Annotated in this window: 16 protein-coding genes and 1 pseudogene; 7 read left to right on the top strand and 10 right to left on the bottom strand. The window is 62.6% G+C overall.

Annotated elements, in window-relative coordinates; genetic code table 11:
- Positions 1–4 precede the first annotated feature (4 nt).
- The 5 genes from BBX50_RS05050 to BBX50_RS05030 all read left to right on the top strand — a co-directional run bounded on the left by BBX50_RS05050 (position 5) and on the right by BBX50_RS05030 (position 5140).
- The gene (locus BBX50_RS05050) at positions 5–994 is read left to right on the top strand and encodes an ABC transporter substrate-binding protein (RefSeq protein ID WP_065774222.1); all 990 of its coding nucleotides are present in this window, start codon (positions 5–7) and stop codon (positions 992–994) included.
- A gap of 69 nt (positions 995–1063) precedes the next feature.
- The gene (locus BBX50_RS05045) at positions 1064–1843 is read left to right on the top strand and encodes an ABC transporter ATP-binding protein (protein WP_065774221.1); all 780 of its coding nucleotides are present in this window, start codon (positions 1064–1066) and stop codon (positions 1841–1843) included.
- Between the two features lie 5 nt (positions 1844–1848).
- Entirely contained in the window at positions 1849–2772 is a 924-nt protein-coding gene (locus BBX50_RS05040) for an ABC transporter permease (RefSeq protein ID WP_065774220.1), read from the top strand.
- Positions 2773–2787: 15 nt separating this feature from the next.
- Positions 2788–4035 carry a kynureninase gene (kynU, locus tag BBX50_RS05035; RefSeq protein ID WP_065774219.1) on the top strand — a complete coding sequence of 416 codons (1248 nt, stop codon included), beginning with the start codon at positions 2788–2790 and terminating at the stop codon, positions 4033–4035.
- 133 nt (positions 4036–4168) lie between these two features.
- Positions 4169–5140 (top strand): pyridoxal-phosphate dependent enzyme, encoded by a 972-nt coding sequence (locus BBX50_RS05030; protein WP_065774272.1) that lies wholly within the window; start codon positions 4169–4171, stop codon positions 5138–5140.
- Positions 5141–5148: 8 nt separating this feature from the next.
- Here the strand turns inward: BBX50_RS05030 and BBX50_RS05025 are convergent, their stop codons facing one another.
- The 7 genes from BBX50_RS05025 to BBX50_RS04995 all read right to left on the bottom strand — a co-directional run bounded on the left by BBX50_RS05025 (position 5149) and on the right by BBX50_RS04995 (position 12212).
- Positions 5149–5835, bottom strand: coding sequence for an ABC transporter ATP-binding protein (locus tag BBX50_RS05025; RefSeq protein WP_065774218.1), 687 nt, complete (start codon positions 5833–5835; stop codon positions 5149–5151).
- Positions 5832–6581, bottom strand: a complete 750-nt coding sequence (locus BBX50_RS05020; RefSeq protein WP_065774217.1) for an ABC transporter ATP-binding protein — start codon at positions 6579–6581, stop codon at positions 5832–5834. The genes BBX50_RS05025 and BBX50_RS05020 overlap by 4 nt, the downstream gene beginning before the upstream one ends.
- A complete protein-coding gene (locus BBX50_RS05015) occupies positions 6574–7545 on the bottom strand; it encodes a branched-chain amino acid ABC transporter permease (RefSeq protein WP_065774216.1) in 972 nt (323 codons plus the stop codon). Before BBX50_RS05015 ends, BBX50_RS05020 begins: the two co-directional genes overlap by 8 nt.
- Positions 7546–7552: 7 nt before the next feature.
- Positions 7553–8473: a branched-chain amino acid ABC transporter permease gene (locus BBX50_RS05010; RefSeq protein ID WP_065774215.1), complete on the bottom strand. Its 921-nt coding sequence runs from the start codon at positions 8471–8473 to the stop codon at positions 7553–7555.
- A 95-nt stretch (positions 8474–8568) separates the two neighbouring features.
- Complete coding sequence (locus BBX50_RS05005; protein WP_065774214.1) at positions 8569–9708, bottom strand: ABC transporter substrate-binding protein; 1140 nt, start codon at positions 9706–9708, stop codon at positions 8569–8571.
- A 43-nt stretch (positions 9709–9751) separates the two neighbouring features.
- On the bottom strand, positions 9752–10588 hold the full coding sequence (gene kynA / locus BBX50_RS05000; protein ID WP_065774213.1) for a tryptophan 2,3-dioxygenase: 837 nt from the start codon (positions 10586–10588) through the stop codon (positions 9752–9754).
- Positions 10589–10592: 4 nt separating this feature from the next.
- Positions 10593–12212: a benzoate-CoA ligase family protein gene (locus BBX50_RS04995; RefSeq protein WP_065774212.1), complete on the bottom strand. Its 1620-nt coding sequence runs from the start codon at positions 12210–12212 to the stop codon at positions 10593–10595.
- A 314-nt stretch (positions 12213–12526) separates the two neighbouring features.
- On the opposite strand from BBX50_RS04995, the gene BBX50_RS04990 reads away from it, so the two are divergent.
- A complete protein-coding gene (locus tag BBX50_RS04990) occupies positions 12527–13357 on the top strand; it encodes an alpha/beta hydrolase (RefSeq protein ID WP_065774211.1) in 831 nt (276 codons plus the stop codon).
- Between the two features lie 164 nt (positions 13358–13521).
- Here the strand turns inward: BBX50_RS04990 and BBX50_RS04985 are convergent, their stop codons facing one another.
- Entirely contained in the window at positions 13522–13773 is a 252-nt protein-coding gene (locus tag BBX50_RS04985; protein WP_201723454.1) for a hypothetical protein, read from the bottom strand.
- On the opposite strand from BBX50_RS04985, the pseudogene BBX50_RS29170 reads away from it, so the two are divergent.
- Positions 13761–14019, top strand: a pseudogene (locus BBX50_RS29170) (MFS transporter); the annotation flags it as partial. The gene BBX50_RS04985 and the pseudogene BBX50_RS29170 sit on opposite strands and share 13 nt — an antisense overlap.
- A 170-nt stretch (positions 14020–14189) precedes the next feature.
- Here the strand turns inward: BBX50_RS29170 and BBX50_RS04975 are convergent.
- Both BBX50_RS04975 and BBX50_RS04970 read right to left on the bottom strand, forming a co-directional pair.
- Positions 14190–15038, bottom strand: a complete 849-nt coding sequence (locus BBX50_RS04975; protein ID WP_065774208.1) for a sulfotransferase — start codon at positions 15036–15038, stop codon at positions 14190–14192.
- A gap of 39 nt (positions 15039–15077) precedes the next feature.
- Positions 15078–16013 carry a glycosyltransferase family 4 protein gene (locus tag BBX50_RS04970; protein WP_083213548.1) on the bottom strand — a complete coding sequence of 312 codons (936 nt, stop codon included), beginning with the start codon at positions 16011–16013 and terminating at the stop codon, positions 15078–15080.
- Positions 16014–16553: the final 540 nt, after the last annotated feature.

The raw sequence follows: 16553 nt of genomic DNA, 5'->3' as shown, positions 1-16553 counted from the left end.
ATGTATGAGCAGGCTTAAGAGCACTTGGCTTTCGGGATTGGTCGTCGCGGGTACGCTCGTCATGGGAGCAGGCACGGCCGCCGCCGATCCGATCCGCATCGGCATCGCCAATTTCGGCGAACATCCGCAGTTGAACGCGTCGATCGCCGGCTTCAAGAAGGCGCTGGCCGAAAACGGCTTCGTCGAAGGCACCGATGTGGTCTACACCGAGAGCCACACCAATTTCGACGCCTCGCTGGTCCCGCAGATGATTGCCAAGCTGCAGGCCGAACAGCCGAAGCTGGTCTATACCATCACGACGCCAGTCTCGCAGATCGCCAAGAAAGCGCTAGCCGGTTCTGGCATTCCGGTCGTCTTCTCGGCCGTTACCGATCCGGTTGCCGCAAAGCTCGTTCCGTCCTGGGAGGCGGGTGACGACGGCATGACCGGCGCGACGGACCTTCAGGACGTGGCCGCCGTGATGGCCTTCACGCACAAGCTGCTGCCGAGCGCGAAGCGTTTTGGCGTCCCTTATAATCCGGGTGAGGCGAACGACGCGGCACTGCTCGACAAGATCAAGGAAGCGGCTCCTGCCGCTGGGCTCGAGGTCGTGGAGGTCGGCGTCGACAACGTCAACGACATCCAGCAGCGCATCGCCTCCTTTGCCGGCAAGGCCGACGTGATCTACACGCCCGCATCCAACCTGCTGCAGCCGGCCATCGGCGCCGTTTCGGCGGCAGCACGCCAGGCACAGATCCCGATCGTGAACTCCGACGACGGTGCCGTGCGTGATGGCGTGGTGCCGGCAAGCTTTGCCGTCAACTACGAGCAGGTCGGCATGAATGCCGGCAGGATCGCCGCCCAGATCCTTAAAGGTACCGACCCGAAAACGATCGCGCCGTCGCGCCCGGCCTATGAAGATCATGCACCGCTGATCTCGAAGAAGGCGGCAGCCGCCTTCGGCATCGAAGTGCCCGCAGCGCTCGCTACCGAGTGCAATTGCGTCGTCGACTGATCTCCAGTCAATCTTCGAAAGGTGACGGCGTCGGCAGCGCCGTCACTTCATACGTTGAAGGGGGAGCCAATGCTGGAAATCAGATCGGCCCGCAAGGTTTTCTACAAGGGGCAGGCAGACGAGAAGGTCGCACTCGACGGCCTCGATCTCAGCCTCGCCACAGGCGAATTCGGCGTCGTCATCGGTTCGAACGGTGCCGGCAAGAGCAGCATGCTCAACGCCATCTCCGGGGCACTCGTGCTCGACACCGGACAGATCGTCATCAACGGTGACGACGTGACGGCGACGCCCGTGCACAAGCGTGCCACGCGGCTTGCGCGCGTCTTCCAGGACCCGATGCGCGGTACCGCCGCCAGCATGACGGTGGCGGAAAACATGTTGCTCGCCGAACTGCGCAGCAACAAGCGCACCCTGCGCCGGGGGCTCAATGCGACGCGGCTTTCCGCCTACAAGGACCGGCTTTCGCTGCTTGGGCTTGGCCTCGAAAACCGTCTCGACACGCGGGTGGAGCTTCTGTCAGGCGGCCAGCGGCAATCGCTGTCGCTGATCATGGCGGTCGGCGGTTCGCCGGAGCTGTTGCTGCTCGACGAGCACACCGCAGCGCTTGATCCGCGCACCGCCGATATTGTCATGCAGGCGACGATCCGCGCGGTCGAGGCCCTGAAGCTGACGACGCTGATGGTGACGCACAACATGCAGCACGCGGTGGATTTCGGCCACAAGGTCATCATGCTCGATGCCGGACGCGTGCGCCTGGAAATCGACGGCAAGGACAAGGCCCAGACGACTGTCCCTGATCTGATCGGCCATTTCTCCGTCAAAACCGACCGCATGTTCCTGGCGAGCTGACGATCATGGATATTCTTCAAAACACCATCGCGAGCTTCGTCTCGCTCGTTCCCGTCACGCTCGCGCAGAGCCTGATCCTCGCTTTCGTCGTGCTCGGGATCATGATCCCGTTCCGCATGCTGAGCTTTCCGGATCTGACCAGCGAAGGCGCGTTCCCGCTCGGCGGCTGTGTCTGCGGCGTCCTGATGGCAGCCGGCATGTCGCCGCTTTCCGCGATCGCCATCGCTCTCGTCGCCGGCTTCATCGCCGGCTGCTGCACGGCCTTCATTCATCTCAGGTTCCGCATCCACACGCTTCTTGCCGGCATCCTGATGATGACGATGCTCTATTCGATCAACCTGCGCATCATGGGCCGGTCGAACCTCTCGGTCTTCGGCGCCCCGACAGTCTTCGACTGGGCGCCGGGGCTGCAGCCGGGCTTCCCGGCAAGCAAGATCGTCGTCGCCGGGCTGATCGCCCTCGTCGTCTTCTTCCTGCTCTATCATTTCTTCCGGACGGAGAAGGGTACGGCAGTGCGTGCGGTCGGCGCCAACCCCGACATGGCCGAAGCGCAAGGCATCAATGTCTGGCTGGCGACCATCGGCGGTGTCGGGCTTGCCGGTGCATTTTCGGCGGCAGGCGGCGCGCTGATGGTGCAGTCGCAGGGGTTTGCCGATGTCAACATGGGCCTTGGTATCCTGATCAACGGCCTTGCGGCACTGATGATCGGCGAGGCGATCGTCGGCAAGCAGAGCGTGCTGCGCCAGCTCGCCGCGCCGTTCGTCGGCGCCATCGTCTACTACCAGCTCGTTTCCTTCTGCCTGGCGGCGGGTATGCCACCGCCGGACCTGAAACTTGCGACCGGCCTGTTCGTTCTCGCCATGCTGGCTCTTCCGAGCCTCAAGCGAAGCCGCGGGCCGGCACCCGCCCGCGAAACCGTTCGCGAATAGACAAGGACCAACCTTATGAGTGCAGTTCCTGATTTTGCAGCGATCGAGGCGATGGATGCGGCCGACGTGCTGCGTCCGATGCGCGAGCGCTTCATCCTGCCGCCGAACCTGATTTATCTCGACGGCAACTCGCTTGGCGTCGCCTCGACCGCTGCCTTCGACGAGCTTCGCAAGGCGGCGACGGAGGAATGGGGGCAGGATCTCATCCGCAGCTGGAACACGGCCGGTTGGTTCGAGATGCCGCTGGCGCTCGGCGACCGGGTGGGTCGGCTGATCGGAGCGGCCGCTGGCCAGACGGTGGTTTGCGATACCACGTCGATCAACATCTACAAGGCGCTGCATGCTGCCATGGCGCTCCGGCCGGACCGTTCGGTGATCGTTAGCGAAGGCGGCAGTTTCCCGACCGACCTCTATATGGCCGAAGGCGTGGTTTCGACGCGCCCCGGCGCCTCGCTGCGGCTCGAAGGGGTGGATGCACCCGAGATCGAGGATCTGTTCGACGGCCGTGTCGCCGTGGTCCTGGTCAACCATGTCAACTACAAGACCGGTGAGTTGCGCGACATGGCCGCCTTGACGCGCAAGGCGCACGAGCATGGCGCATTGATCATCTGGGATCTCTGCCATACGGCCGGCGCCTTGCCGGTCGATCTTGACGGTGCGAATGTCGATTTCGCCGTCGGTTGCACCTACAAATACCTGAATGGCGGTCCCGGAGCGCCCGCCTTCATCTACGCAGCGACCCGTCACCACGGCGATATCCGCCAGCCGCTCACCGGCTGGTGGGGCCATGCTCGCCCGTTTGCCTTCGAGAAGCATTACGCTGCGGGCGAGGGCATTCGCCGCTTCCTCTGCGGAACCCAGCCGATCCTGTCGCTGCGGGCGCTGAAGGGCGCGCTCGATGTCTGGGACGAGGTCGACATGGCGGCGCTGCGTGAGAAGAGCATCCGGCTCACCGATCTCTTCATTATGCTCGTCGAGGCGAAATGCGGCGCCCATGGCCTTGAGCTTGAAAGCCCGCGCGACGGAGCCAAACGCGGAAGCCAGGTTTCGTTCAGCCACCCGCACGCTTACGAGATCATGCAGGCGCTCATTGCCCGCGGCGTCATCGGCGATTTCCGCGCGCCGACGACGATGCGCTTCGGCTTCACGCCGCTCTATGTCGGCTATGCCGACGTCTGGCGGGCGGTCGAAGTCCTCGAAGAGATCCTCAGCACGGGCGCATGGCAGGACGCGCGCTTCGCCGTCCGCGCGGCCGTGACCTGATCTGATACCGTCGGCAGGCTGCGGGCGGCATGTCTCCCGCAGCCTCGCTCTGAGACGCACAATGAAGGTTGCGCAGCCTCGCTGCAGACCAGTCCCGGCAGCTGCGCAGAAGGTGGAAGACGAGGACTTCGTTATGACAACTGCAGCACGCCGACCGACGCTGGATGAAATCGCCGAGGCTCGCGGCCGCATCGCTCCCTATGTCGCCCGCACGCCGCTGGTCAGGCTCGATCTTGGTTTCCCGGATCGCCAGATCTTCCTTAAACTGGAGACGCTGTCTCCGATCGGCGCCTTCAAGCTTCGCCCGGCGCTAAACGCAGTCTTGTCGCGCGATCCGGCTGCTCTGCGGCAAGGAGTGGCGGTCGCCAGCTCCGGTAACATGGCCTATGGCATGGCCTGGGCCGCCCGGCTCATGGGCGTACCGATGGTCGCCTACATGTATCGCGGAGCGCCGCAGACGAAGGTCGACGGCGTGCGCGAGCTTGGCGGCGAGGTGCGGTTCGTCAGCCAAGAGATTTGGTGGGACTATATTATCGGCGCGGCCCGGCCGGAGGCGCCGGAACTGCTGATCAACCCTGTCACCGATCAGGCAGTGTTGGCCGGTAACGGCTCGATCGGTATGGAAATCATCGAGGATCTATCGGATGTCGATGCGGTGCTCACCCCCTATGGCGGCGGCAGCCTAACCGCCGGGGTCGCAAGTGCCGTCAAGACCGGCTCCCGACCGGTGAGCGTTTTTGCGGTCGAGGATGACAGCGCCGCCCCGGTTTGTGCTGCCCTTGCGGCGGGGCGGATCGTGACGGTGAAAACCCGCCCGTCCTTCATCAAGAGCATCGGCGCGCCGTCGCTGGTGCCGCAGCTTTGGCCAGTCGTACGCGAATTGATCGACGGCGCCATTGCCGTCAGTCCGGCAGACGTGACCGAGGCGATGCGGCTCTTGTTCAGGAAGGCCAAGATCGTGGCGGAAGGTGCCGGCGCTGCCTCGCTCGCGGCCGCGATTGCACGGCCGGATCTCAAAGGAAACATCGTCTGCGTGATCTCGGGCGGCAACATCGACGCTGCGGCCTATTCGGTCGTGCTTGCCGGCGGCATCCCCTCGGCTTAAGCCACGGCTCAGACGCCGAGATAGCGATCCTGCAGCGCTGGCGTCAGCGCTGCCGGCGGCCCCTCGAACACCGCCGCACCCTTTTCCAGGACGAAGCATCGATCCGCCACCGGCAACAATTCCGAGAGCGTCTTGTCGACGACGAGGATCGACTGGCCGGCCGCCTTTAGCGTGCGGATCGCCGACCAGATATCCTGCCGGATCACCGGTGCCAGCCCTTCGGTTGCCTCGTCGAGAATGAGCAGGCTGGGATTGGTCATCAGCGCCCGGCCGATGGCGAGCATCTGCTGCTCGCCGCCTGACAGCGTGTTGGCGTACTGGTCGCGCCGCTCGCCAAGGCGGGGGAAGAGGGCGACCACTTTCTCGAATGTCCATTCGCTGCCGCGAGCGGTGGCAACGAGGTTCTCCATGACCGTCAGATTGGGAAAGCAGCGCCGCCCTTCGGGCACAAGGCCGAGGCCTAGCCTCGCGATCCGGTGCGGGCGCATGCCGGAGATCTCCTTGCCGGCGAAACTGATGGCGCCTGAGCGCGGGCGAACGAGGCCGAGGATCGAGTTGATCGTCGTCGTCTTGCCCATGCCGTTGCGGCCCATCAGCGCGACCACCTCTCCCTCGCGCACATCAAGATTGACGCCAAAGAGCGCCTGGGACGCGCCGTAGAAGGTTTCGAGCCCCTGGAGTTCGAGCAAGCTCATGCGGCTTCTCCCAGATAGGCGCGACGGACCTCCGGGTCGCTGCGGATTTCATCGACGGTACCGGTCGCGATGATGCGGCCGTAGACGAGCACGGAAATGCGATCTGCGAGCGCAAAAACCGCATCCATGTCGTGCTCCACCAAGAGCATCGGCGCTTCGTGGCGCAAGCCGTCGAGGAACGTCGTCAGCCGCTTGGAGCCCTCCGGCCCCATGCCGGCCATCGGTTCGTCGAAGAGAAAGGCCTTCGGCGACAGCGCCAGCGCGATGGCGATTTCGAGCTGCCGGCGTTCGCCATGCGAGAGTTCGGCGGCCGGCACATGGGCGCGCGCGGCGAGGTCGACACGCTCCAGCATCGCCATTGCCGGCTCGATCAGGTCTCTGTCGCTGGCCACTTGGCGGAAGAAGCGAAAACTGCTCCCCTGGCGCGCCTGCACTGCCAGCATGACATTGCGAAGCGCCGAGAATTCCTGCGCCAGCGAGGAGATCTGGAAACTGCGCGCCAGGCCGAGCCTCGCGCGGGCGGCCATGTCGAGTCCGCTGACATCCCGGCCGAGAAACCGGATCGTGCCGCTGTCAGCCCTAAGCGAGCCGGCGATCTGGTGGATCAGCGTGCTCTTGCCGGCGCCGTTCGGACCGATCAACGCATGGATCTGCCCCGGCTGCAGCTCGACGCTCACCCCGTCCGTGGCCTTGAGTGCGCCGAAGGATTTGCGCAGATCGCGGATTTCGAGAATGGGCTCAGACATGGCGCGGCTTTCCCGAGAGCAGGCCCAGCAATCCGCCACGGGCAAAGAGCACGATGCCGAGCAGGATGAGGCCGAGAAAGAACTGCCAGCGCTCGGTGATGCCGCCGAGCACATATTCGAAGAAGACGAAGATCATCGCGCCGGCGACGGGTCCGAACAGGCGCCCCTTGCCGCCGAGGATGATCAACACGATCAGTTCGCCCGACATGTGCCAGGAAAGCATCGAAGGGCCGACAAAGCGATTGAGATCGGCATAGAGCGCGCCGGCAAATCCGGTGATCATCGCCGAAACGGCGAAGGCGACGAGCCGGATGCTGAAGGGCGCGATACCGACTGCGGCAAGGCGGGTCCCGTTCTGTCTTGCCGCCTGCAGGGCGCTGCCGAAGCGTGAACCCTCGACGATGCGAAACAGGAGAAGCGTAACCATCAGTGCGGCGTAGCAGATCAGGAAATAGGGCAGGGGCTTGGCGGTGTTGACGCCGGGAAAGGCGTTGCGCATCGACATCGATAGGCCATCTTCGCCGCCATAGGCCGGCCAGGATATCGCGAAGTAATAGATCAACTGCGCGAAGGCGAGCGTGATCATGATGAAATAGACGCCTGATGTGCGCAGGCTGATCGCGCCAATCGGCAGCGCGACGAGTCCGGCAACAACCACGGCCGTCACCCAGATGAGTGGCATCGACGTGGTCGCTGGAATGTCGGCGAAAAGCGGCTCGCCGTTGAAGGCGTGCGTCGCGAGGATGCCGGCGACATAGCCGCCGAGGCCGAAGAAGGCCGCATGCCCGAAGGAGAGCAGCCCGCCGAGCCCGAGCGCGAGATTGAGGCCGACGGCCGCAAGCGCCAGGACGACGACGCGGGTCGCAAGCGTCACGTAGAAGGGTTCGCCCAGATTTGCGGCAAGGATCGGCGCGCCGAGTAGCAGAAGGGCAAGCAGCAGATTGACGGTGGTTTCGCGGTTCATTCGGACCTCACGACTGCGCGGCAAACAGGCCGCTCGGCCTGAAGGCAAGGATGAGGGCCATGACGACATAGATCAGCATCGAGGCGAGCGCCGCGCCGATCGTGGTTGCCTGCGAAGCAGGCATCGTCAGCGCCAGCAGCGAGGGCAGCAGGAAGCGGCCCATCGTGTCGACGACACCGACGATGACCGCGCCGACGAGCGCACCCTTGATCGAGCCGATGCCGCCGATGACGATGACGACGAAGGCGAGGATCAGGACCGGTTCGCCCATGCCGACCTGCACCGATTGCAGCGCCCCGACCAGGGCGCCGGCAAGACCGGCAAGGGCTGCGCCGAGCGCAAAGACGACCGTGTAGAGCGTGCCGATATCGACGCCGAGTGCTCCAATCATCTCGCGGTCGGACTCCCCGGCACGGATGCGCATGCCGAGCCGGGTCCTCGCGATCAGCAGATAGAGGCCGACGGCAACCGCGATACCGACGCCGATGATCGCCAGGCGATAGAGCTGATACTGGCCGCCGCCGGGCAGGGGCACTGCGCCCTGAAGCAAGGGCGGTATGTCGAGATAGAGCGGGAACGAGCCGAAGAGCCAGCGGGCGCCCTCGGAGAGGATCAGGATCAGCGCGAAGGTGGCAAGCACCTGGTCGAGATGATCACGGTCGTAAAGCCTGCGGATGACCGCGACCTCGATGATCGCGCCGACGCCGGCGGCGGCGGCGAGGCTGGCGATCAGCCCGATCCAGAAGGAGCCTGTGGCGGCCGCAACGGTCGCACAGGCGAAGGCGCCGATCATGTAGAGCGAGCCGTGGGCGAGATTGATCAGGCCCATGACCCCGAAGATCAGCGTCAGGCCGGCGGCCATCAGAAACAGCATCACGCCGAGCTGAAGCCCGTTGAGCAGTTGTTCGATCAGGAGTGCGGTGAACAAGAGACCGGTCCAAGCTTCATTTCAGGAGGACATGGAGCATCGACCGGATGCCGGCATCAGGGCCGCGCATCCGGGCGACTACATACGCCGAAGCACTACATGCTGCACTTCTCGGCGTAGGCGTCCTTGTGGTCTTCAAAGGCGGTGGCGATGATCTTGTTGGTCAACACGCCATCGTCTTCCTTCACCACCTCGCGAACATAGATGTTCTGGATCGGGTGGTTGTTGTTGTTGAAGGCGAATTCGCCGCGAACGGACTTGAAGTCGGCCGCCTTAAGTGCTGCGCGGAACGCATCCTTGTCCTTGACATCAGCCTTCGAAAGGGCAGCGAGGATCAGGTTTGCCGTATCCCAGCTTTGTGCCGCATAGATCGAGGGCAGGCGCTTGTACTCGGCCTTGAAGGCTTCGACGAACTGCTTGTTGGCCTCGTTGTCGAGATCCTTCGACCAGGTTGCCGAGTTCTTGACGCCAAGGGCTGCGTCGCCGATCGCCGGCAGAACATCCTGGCTGAAGGAGAAGCCCGGCCCCATGACCGGGATGCTGACGCCCGACTGGGCGTACTGCTTCATGAACGCGATGCCCATGCCGCCGGGCAGGAAGAAGTAGACAGTATCGGCGTCGGAGGCGCGGATCTGGGCGATTTCGGCGGCGTAGTCCGTCTGGCCGACCTGGGTGTAGATCTCACCGGCAAGAGCGCCCTTGTAGTATCGCTTGAAGCCGGTCAGCGCGTCCTTTCCGGCCGGGTAGTTGGGGGCCAGGATGAAGGCGTTCTTGTAGTCCTTGTTGGCGTATTGCCCCATTGCCTCATGGAAATTGTCGTTCTGGTAGGCGACGTTGAAATAGTTCGGGTTGCAGTTCGCCCCGGCAAGTGCTGACGGACCGGCGTTGGGCGAGAGATAGATCACGTCCTGCGCCACCGTGTTCGGCACGACTGCCATGGCAAGGTTCGACCAGATGATGCCGGTCATCAGATCGACCTTGTCGCCCTGGATCATCTTCTCGGCAATCTGCACCGCAAGTTCCGGCTTCTGGGCATCGTCTTCGATCACCAGCTCCACGTCCTTGTTGCCCGATTGCTTGATCGCCAGCGTGAAGGCGTCGCGCATGTCGATGCCAAGGCCGGCGCCGCCGCCCGAAAGCGTGGTGATGACGCCGATCTTCACCGGCTCGGCGTGGGCGAGGCTCGACGTTGCAAGCGAGAGGCCAAAAAGGCTCGCTGCCAGAATACGGTTCATGCTGTTCTCCTCTTTATAGGTTCCCTTTTTGGGTTGTGTTCTATCAGAGACCTGTGCGCACGTGCCAGAGCTCGGGGAAAAGTTCCACTTCGAGCATCTTCTTCAGATAGGACGCGCCGGATGTTCCCCCGGTTCCGCGTTTCATGCCGATGATGCGCTCGACCGTGGTGACGTGGTTGAAACGCCATCGACGGAAATAGTCCTCGAAGTCGACCAGCTTCTCTGCGAGTTCATAAAGCATCCAGTACCGCTCCGGATCGCGATAGACGACCTGCCAGGCGGCGAACACCTTGTCGCTTTCTATGCGCGTTTCGCGCCAGTCGGTCCGATGCGCCTCTTCGCCGACATCGAAGCCGTTGCGTGAAAGCAGGCGGATCGCTTCGTCGTAGAGCGACGGCGCGGCGAGTATCGCCTCCAGCTTTTCCATGATGTCGGCGCGATGCGCATGCGGCCCGAGCATGGCGACGTTGCGGTTGCCGGCAAGGAACTCGATCGCCCGGTACTGCCACGACTGGAAGCCGGAGGATTGGCCGAGCGATTCGCGGAACGTGGTGTATTCGCTGGGGGTCATCGTGCGCAGCACGTCCCAGGCGCTGTTCAGCTGTTCGAAGATGCGCGCAACCCGTGTCAGCATTTTGAACGCCGGCTCCAGCCGGTCGTCGCGGATCGAGCGGACCGCGGCGTTGATCTCGTGCAGCGCGAGCTTCATCCAAAGCTCCGACGTCTGATGCTGAATGATGAACAGCATCTCGTCATGGGCCTTTGAAAGCGGCTCCTGTGCGTCCAGCACCTTTTCCAGCATCAGGTAGTCGCTGTAGGACATGCGCCCCTTGAACGACATCTGGGCGCCTTCGTCAGAAGGATTGTATGATTTGCTCATGTTTTCAGGTCTCCGACCGCAATCGGAACCGCTGGATCTTGCCCGTGGCTGTCTTCGGCAGGCTGTCCAGGAACTTTACCGATCGCGGATATTTGTAAGGGGCGATCGTCGCCTTCACATGATCCTGCAGGCGCTTGATCGTCGCATCGTCCGCCGCCACGCCGGAAATCAGCACGACATAGGCCTCGACGATCTGGCCGCGATCCGCATCGGGCGCGCCGACGACGGCGCATTCGGCGACTTCAGGATGCGCGATCAGGGCCGCTTCGACCTCGGGACCGGCGATGTTGTAGCCGGCGGTGATGATCATGTCGTCCGAGCGGGCGGCGAAATGGAAGAAGCCATCCTCATCCTGATAGAAGGCGTCGCCGGTCAGGTTCCAGCCGTCGCGCACATAGTCGCGCTGACGGCTGTCCGCCATGTAGCGGCAGCCGGTCGGGCCGCGCACGGCAAGCTTCCCGATCGTGCCCCGGGGTACTTCCCGCATCTCGTCGTCGACGATCCGCGCTTCATAACCGGCAACGGGCTTGCCGGTCGAGGCAGCCTTGCGGTCCTCGAAGCGGTTGGAAATGAAGATGTGCAGCATCTCGGTCGCGCCTATCCCGTCGAGGATCGGTTTGCCGGTTTTCGCCGTCCACTCCTCAAAGACAGGGCCCGGCAGGGTCTCGCCCGCCGAGATCGCCACCCGGAGCGATGACAGGTCGGCGCCATTGTCCATCGCCTTCATCATCGCCCGATAGGCGGTGGGAGCGGTAAACGAGATCGTCGCTTTGTACTTCTCGATGATCTCCACCATGTTGGCGGGGGTCGCGTGTTCGAGCAGCGTCGCCGCCGCGCCGAAGCGCAAGGGAAAGATCGCAAGGCCGCCGAGACCGAAGGTGAAGGCGAGCGGCGGCGAGCCGACGAAGATATCGTCGGGCGTGACCCCGAGTACTTCACGGGCATAACCGTCGGCGATCGCAAGCAGATCGCGGTGGAAATGCATGGTCGCCTTCGGGATCCCCGTCGTACCCGAAGTGAAACCAAGCAGCGCCACGTCGTCACGACCGGTGTGGACTGCCTCGAAGACCACCGACTTGTCGAGTGCAATCCGGTCGAGCTCGGCGTCGTGATTGGCGGTCCCGTCGAAGCTGACGACCTGCTTCAGGTGGCGACTATCCTTGGCGCAGGCGATCATCTCCTCCATCAGCCGCGTATCGCAGAGCGCCAGGCTAATCTCCGCTTTGTCGACGATCTTGGCCAGCTCGCCGGATCGCAGCATCGGCATAGTGTTGACGACGACGGCACCGGCCTTGGTGGCGGCCAGCCAGCAGGCGACCATGGCCGGGTTGTTGGCGGAGCGGATGAGCACCCGATGGCCGGGCTTAACGCCGTAGTTTTCGACGAGCGCATGGGCGAGCCTGTTCGTCCAGTCGGACAGTTCCTTATAGGTCCGGCGACGCCCGTTGCCGATCAGCGCGGTATGGTCGCCAAAACCCTTGGCGACCATGCTGTCCGTCAGCTCGACGGCGGCGTTGAGATGGTCCGGGTAGTCGAAGCCTTCGAGAAGGAATTCCGGCCATTCTTCCGGTGGCGGCAGATGGTCACGTGTGAACGTGTCGACGTGCGAAGTCGGTCCAAGCATGTGGCGGCTGTTCCCTAGTTTCGTTTCTGCCTGGTGCTCAGGCATTTTTCAAAGCCGGCTGAAAAGTCTTGCGATCGTGTCGGCAAGCGACAGGTCTCGCTGCACCGTTACCGGTGGCGTGCGCCGTCGCTGCGGCGACCTCAATGATCGTGATAGGCACAGCGAGACCTCCACTTCTGCGCTGAACATGGGGAAGCATTGCACCAGTCCAAAATTATTTCAAGCCTAAAGTTTTTTCAGATGACGGCATTGCGTTTCCCGGTGCGGCGGGCGATTGCTACGCTTGAGGAGATACCAAAGGGAGGAATCTATCGATGCTGGAACGCCGTATTTCCGATTGGGACGACGCCTACGCCAACGGCTCGAACATCGCGCGCGGCGACCGCTGGCCCGAGGCGTGGGTCAAGCCGGCCGAAGCGTTCCGCGACGCCCTCTCGGCATCAGGCCGCGCGAAACTCGATCTTGCCTATGGCGAACGGCCGAGAAACCGCATGGACCTCTTCTTCCCTGAGGGTTCGGCCAAGGGGCTGGTCGTCTTCGTGCATGGCGGGTATTGGCTGCAGCTCGACAAGAGTTTTTGGTCGCACCTGGCCGCCGGTGCCGTTGCCAACGGCTTTGCGGTTGCCATGCCTTCCTACACGCTTTGCCCCGAACTGCGCATTGGCGGGATTGTCGAAGAAGTCGCCGGGGCCATCAGCCAGGCGGCACAACTGGTCGAAGGTCCACTGATGCTGACCGGGCATTCGGCTGGCGGCCACCTCGTCAGCCGGATGATCACGACGACCGCCCCACTGTCGCCGCAGGTTCAGGACCGTATTCGCAATGTCGTGTCGATTTCCGGCGTGCACGACCTGCGTCCGATCATGTCGACCGCCATGAACGAGAAATTGGCGATCGATGAGGCCGAGGCGCTTTCGGAAAGCCCGGCGCTGCTGCGCCCCATGCGGAATGCCCGGATCACCTGCTGGGTCGGCGGCGGAGAGCGGGCGGAATTCCTGCGTCAGAACGCGTTGCTGGCCAACATCTGGACGGGATTGGGAGCGGCAACAGCGGCGGTCGTCGAGCCGGACAGGCACCATTTCAACGTTATCGACGGTCTTGCCGAAGCGGGGCATCCGCTCACGCGAAGCCTGCTTTCGGCTTAGGTCGGTCGCGAGCGCCTTTTCCGCTGAGACGCACGCGACGCCATGGTTCCCGGCGAGGGACCCGGCCGAACGCGGGTTGCAGAAGAGCAAGTCAACTCGGGACGGCGATCACCCGGTCGGCTGAGGAATCGACCGGGGGATGCCCCGGTCGACCGCCGTCGGCATTACTCGGCAGGTTGCGAGCCGAAGTCGGCGCCCCTGTCGGCGTCGAGGATCGCGTCGATCGCGATGAGTTCGGGCATTTTCAGGCCGCGGGCACCGCCGCGCGAGACCAGCAGGTAGCCGAGATAGAGTGCGCCGATCGCGAACATGACGGCGACGTAGAACCACGGCTTTGCGAAGGACGCATCTCGGAAGATCGACAGTTCAAAGACGAGCCATGCGATGGCGAGGATCAGCACTTCTTTTGCTTTCACTCGGTGGCGCCGCCATAAACTACCTGTTTCTGGCCCTTGCCTCCAATCTCTGGATGCTGCTCATCGGCCGCGCGATCGCCGGGCTGACGAGCGCCAATGTATCGGTGGCGACCGCCTAAATCACCGACATATCGCCTGAGGACAAACGCGCTCGCCGCTTTGGCTTGTTCAATGTTCGGCATCGGCTTCATCGTCGGCCCAGTCCTGGGCGGCATGCTTGGCGATTACGGGTTGCGGCTGCCCTTCTATTTCCTCGTGCGAGAGCAATGGCCCGGCGCGATCTGGTTGTCGGTCGTTGCAGTTTATCTGGTCGCCGTGCCGCTCGTCCTCGGCCTGCGGTTCGCAAGGGCTGTCGAAAACTAGAGCGCCTTACGCGCAAATGAGCGCACCAAGGGCGGTCCAGGAATTGCCGAGCATCAGGCTGCTGGCCGTACCCCGCCGCCCGATGCTGCGTGCAGCCAGCCTGAAAGATCCTGTTTCATCAGCGCGCCCAGCCTTTCCGTCTCCGGTCCATAGAACTCGATCAGACGGCTGCGAAGGTCGCTCGGCAGCGGCACGTAGTCCAGTTCACGGGCGATCATGGAGCGCAGTCCCTTTGCAACAGGATTGTCCCGGAACGGCGCCACAATTGGCTTCAGCGGACGAAAAAGACGACGCAGCGTCGGCGGGACGACGGGCACGGTCTTGTCCTTGACCTTGTTGACAACGGGTTTCAGGCCCGAGGGCAGCTGCAGGAAGTCCCGCACCGCATCAAGATGCGCCTGCGGATCCTGGCGAATGTGTTCGTAGAGCAGGATCTGCAGGTTTTCGGCCGGAAAGAGGTCCAGATACGCTTCCAGCTGGTGGCAATAGAGGCCGCCCAGCAGAAAACGACCGCCCCCCGCCTGTCGCGGGTCGAGGTACTTGGTGATGTCTCGGCCGACCTCGCCTCGGCGATACAGCATGCAGTAGTCGGAATAGGCCCGATCGACCGGGTTGCGAAGCTGCGCAATCAGTCTTGCCCGCGGGAGCGCCTTTTTGATGCGAGCTGCCGCTTCCGGCGCGTCCAGATAGGAGTTGGATTTTTCTCCGACGACCGTGTGGTGCGGCTCAGGCGCAAATTGCTCCAGATACCAGCTGTCGCCCTTTTCGAAGCTGCGACTAAAGAAATGGAGTTCCGGGTCCGGCATGTAGACGGTGGGGTTCTGTTGCAGCGACTGCTGCAGCCACGTGGTCGCGCTCTTGGCGGCGCCGATGATCAGGAAGTCGATATCCGAGAGCTGCATGTCGTTAACTTTCTTTCCGCTGTGGGCAGGCCTTACCCGTCAGTGCGCACGATGCGTCGCGGCGTCGGCCACCTTCCGTCCGAGAATGCGCTGGTAGATACTCACGATGCCATCGACATGCGGCTTGATGCCGTAGGCGGCGAGGGTGGAAACGCGCGCCTGCTCGCTGATCCGGGACCATTCGTTGCGATCCTTGAGCAGGAGCTCCATCGGCGCGACGAAGGCCTGGGGCTTTTCCGGTTCAACAAGGAATCCGGTCACGTTGTTCTCTATCGCCTCCGGGTTGCCGCCGTGGTTCGTCGCGATCACCGGAGTGCCGTACATCATCGCCTCTATGAGCGTTCGTCCGAATGGCTCGCTCATGGCCGGAACCAGAAGAATGTCGACCCCGCACATGTAAGGCGCAACTGGATGTCGGAAACCCATGAGGTGGATCTTGTCGGCGATGCCGAGCGTGCGCGCGAGTTCGGCCGTATCGAGATCAAGCCTCGGTCCCGCTTGTTCGGGCGTTCCGAAAAGCAGGCCGGCAATCGGAAAGTCCGGATTGCTGCGATGAAACGCGTGGACGGCCTCGACGAAGCGAAGCGGTCTCTTGCGCTCGTTGAGAAGGCCGAAATAGCCGACGAAGCGTGTCTCCTCGGGCAAGCCGAGTTCGCGCGCCAGCGCCAGTCTGCACTCCTCCCGATCCGGTGTTTGATCCGGGTGCTTGAAGGGACTGTGCAGAACGGAGATACGTCCCTTGAGCGGCAGCACAGGTTTTGCCGGTTGCGCAAATCGGGAGACCGTGACCACGTGCTTGGCCAGAAGCGGGGCGAGCATGTTGACGGCCCTGGCCCTTGGATCCCCACGGTGGTGCCACAAAAGTTTCGCGCCGGCCAGATAGGTGGGAAGCGCCCACGTCGTATGGATCGCACCGTCATTGGTGTGCACGATATCGATGCGGTGACTTTTCAGAAGCCTGATGATCTTCAGCATCGAGATCGGATATCGCAGCGCAGAGAAGGATTGTCTTCCAAGGTCGCGTTGCGGGGACAGAATGTCGATATCCTCGATCGTAACGTATTCGATCTTGTTTTCGTCGAGGTACCTGGAAAGGGCCTTGTGGGGATGATGTACGAAGACAATGGGATTGATTCGATCTCTATCGAACGATGAAATCAGGTTGAGCGCCGATATATGGCTCCCCCCGATATCATCTCCCGAAAATGGAAATCCGACCGTTATTGTTTTTTGAGACACGAAACGAGGTCCCGAAAGTAAACTAAATATGGCGAAACTATAGCACCGTCTTTTCGCTACTTCGAGGGCTTCGACCCTCCAGATATATAACTATTTCGGGTGATGAAAACAAATCGAATTGACGGATTATAGCAAAAGTGGAAAGCTTCGCTCCGAATTGAGCAAATAATATTCTTTTCATTGACTGAATAGGGGGCGAGTGAATAGCCCCACGAGAATTGCAAGCTTCTGGAGCGAGGCCTCGCCAAAAGGCTTTGGGAGTGACGTATGGCAATC

This window comes from Ensifer sp. LC11 (assembly GCF_001695835.1).
Classification (GTDB): domain Bacteria; phylum Pseudomonadota; class Alphaproteobacteria; order Rhizobiales; family Rhizobiaceae; genus Ensifer.
The sequence above is the reverse complement of the archived record's forward strand: the minus strand, read 5'-3'. Positions and strand labels throughout refer to the sequence as shown.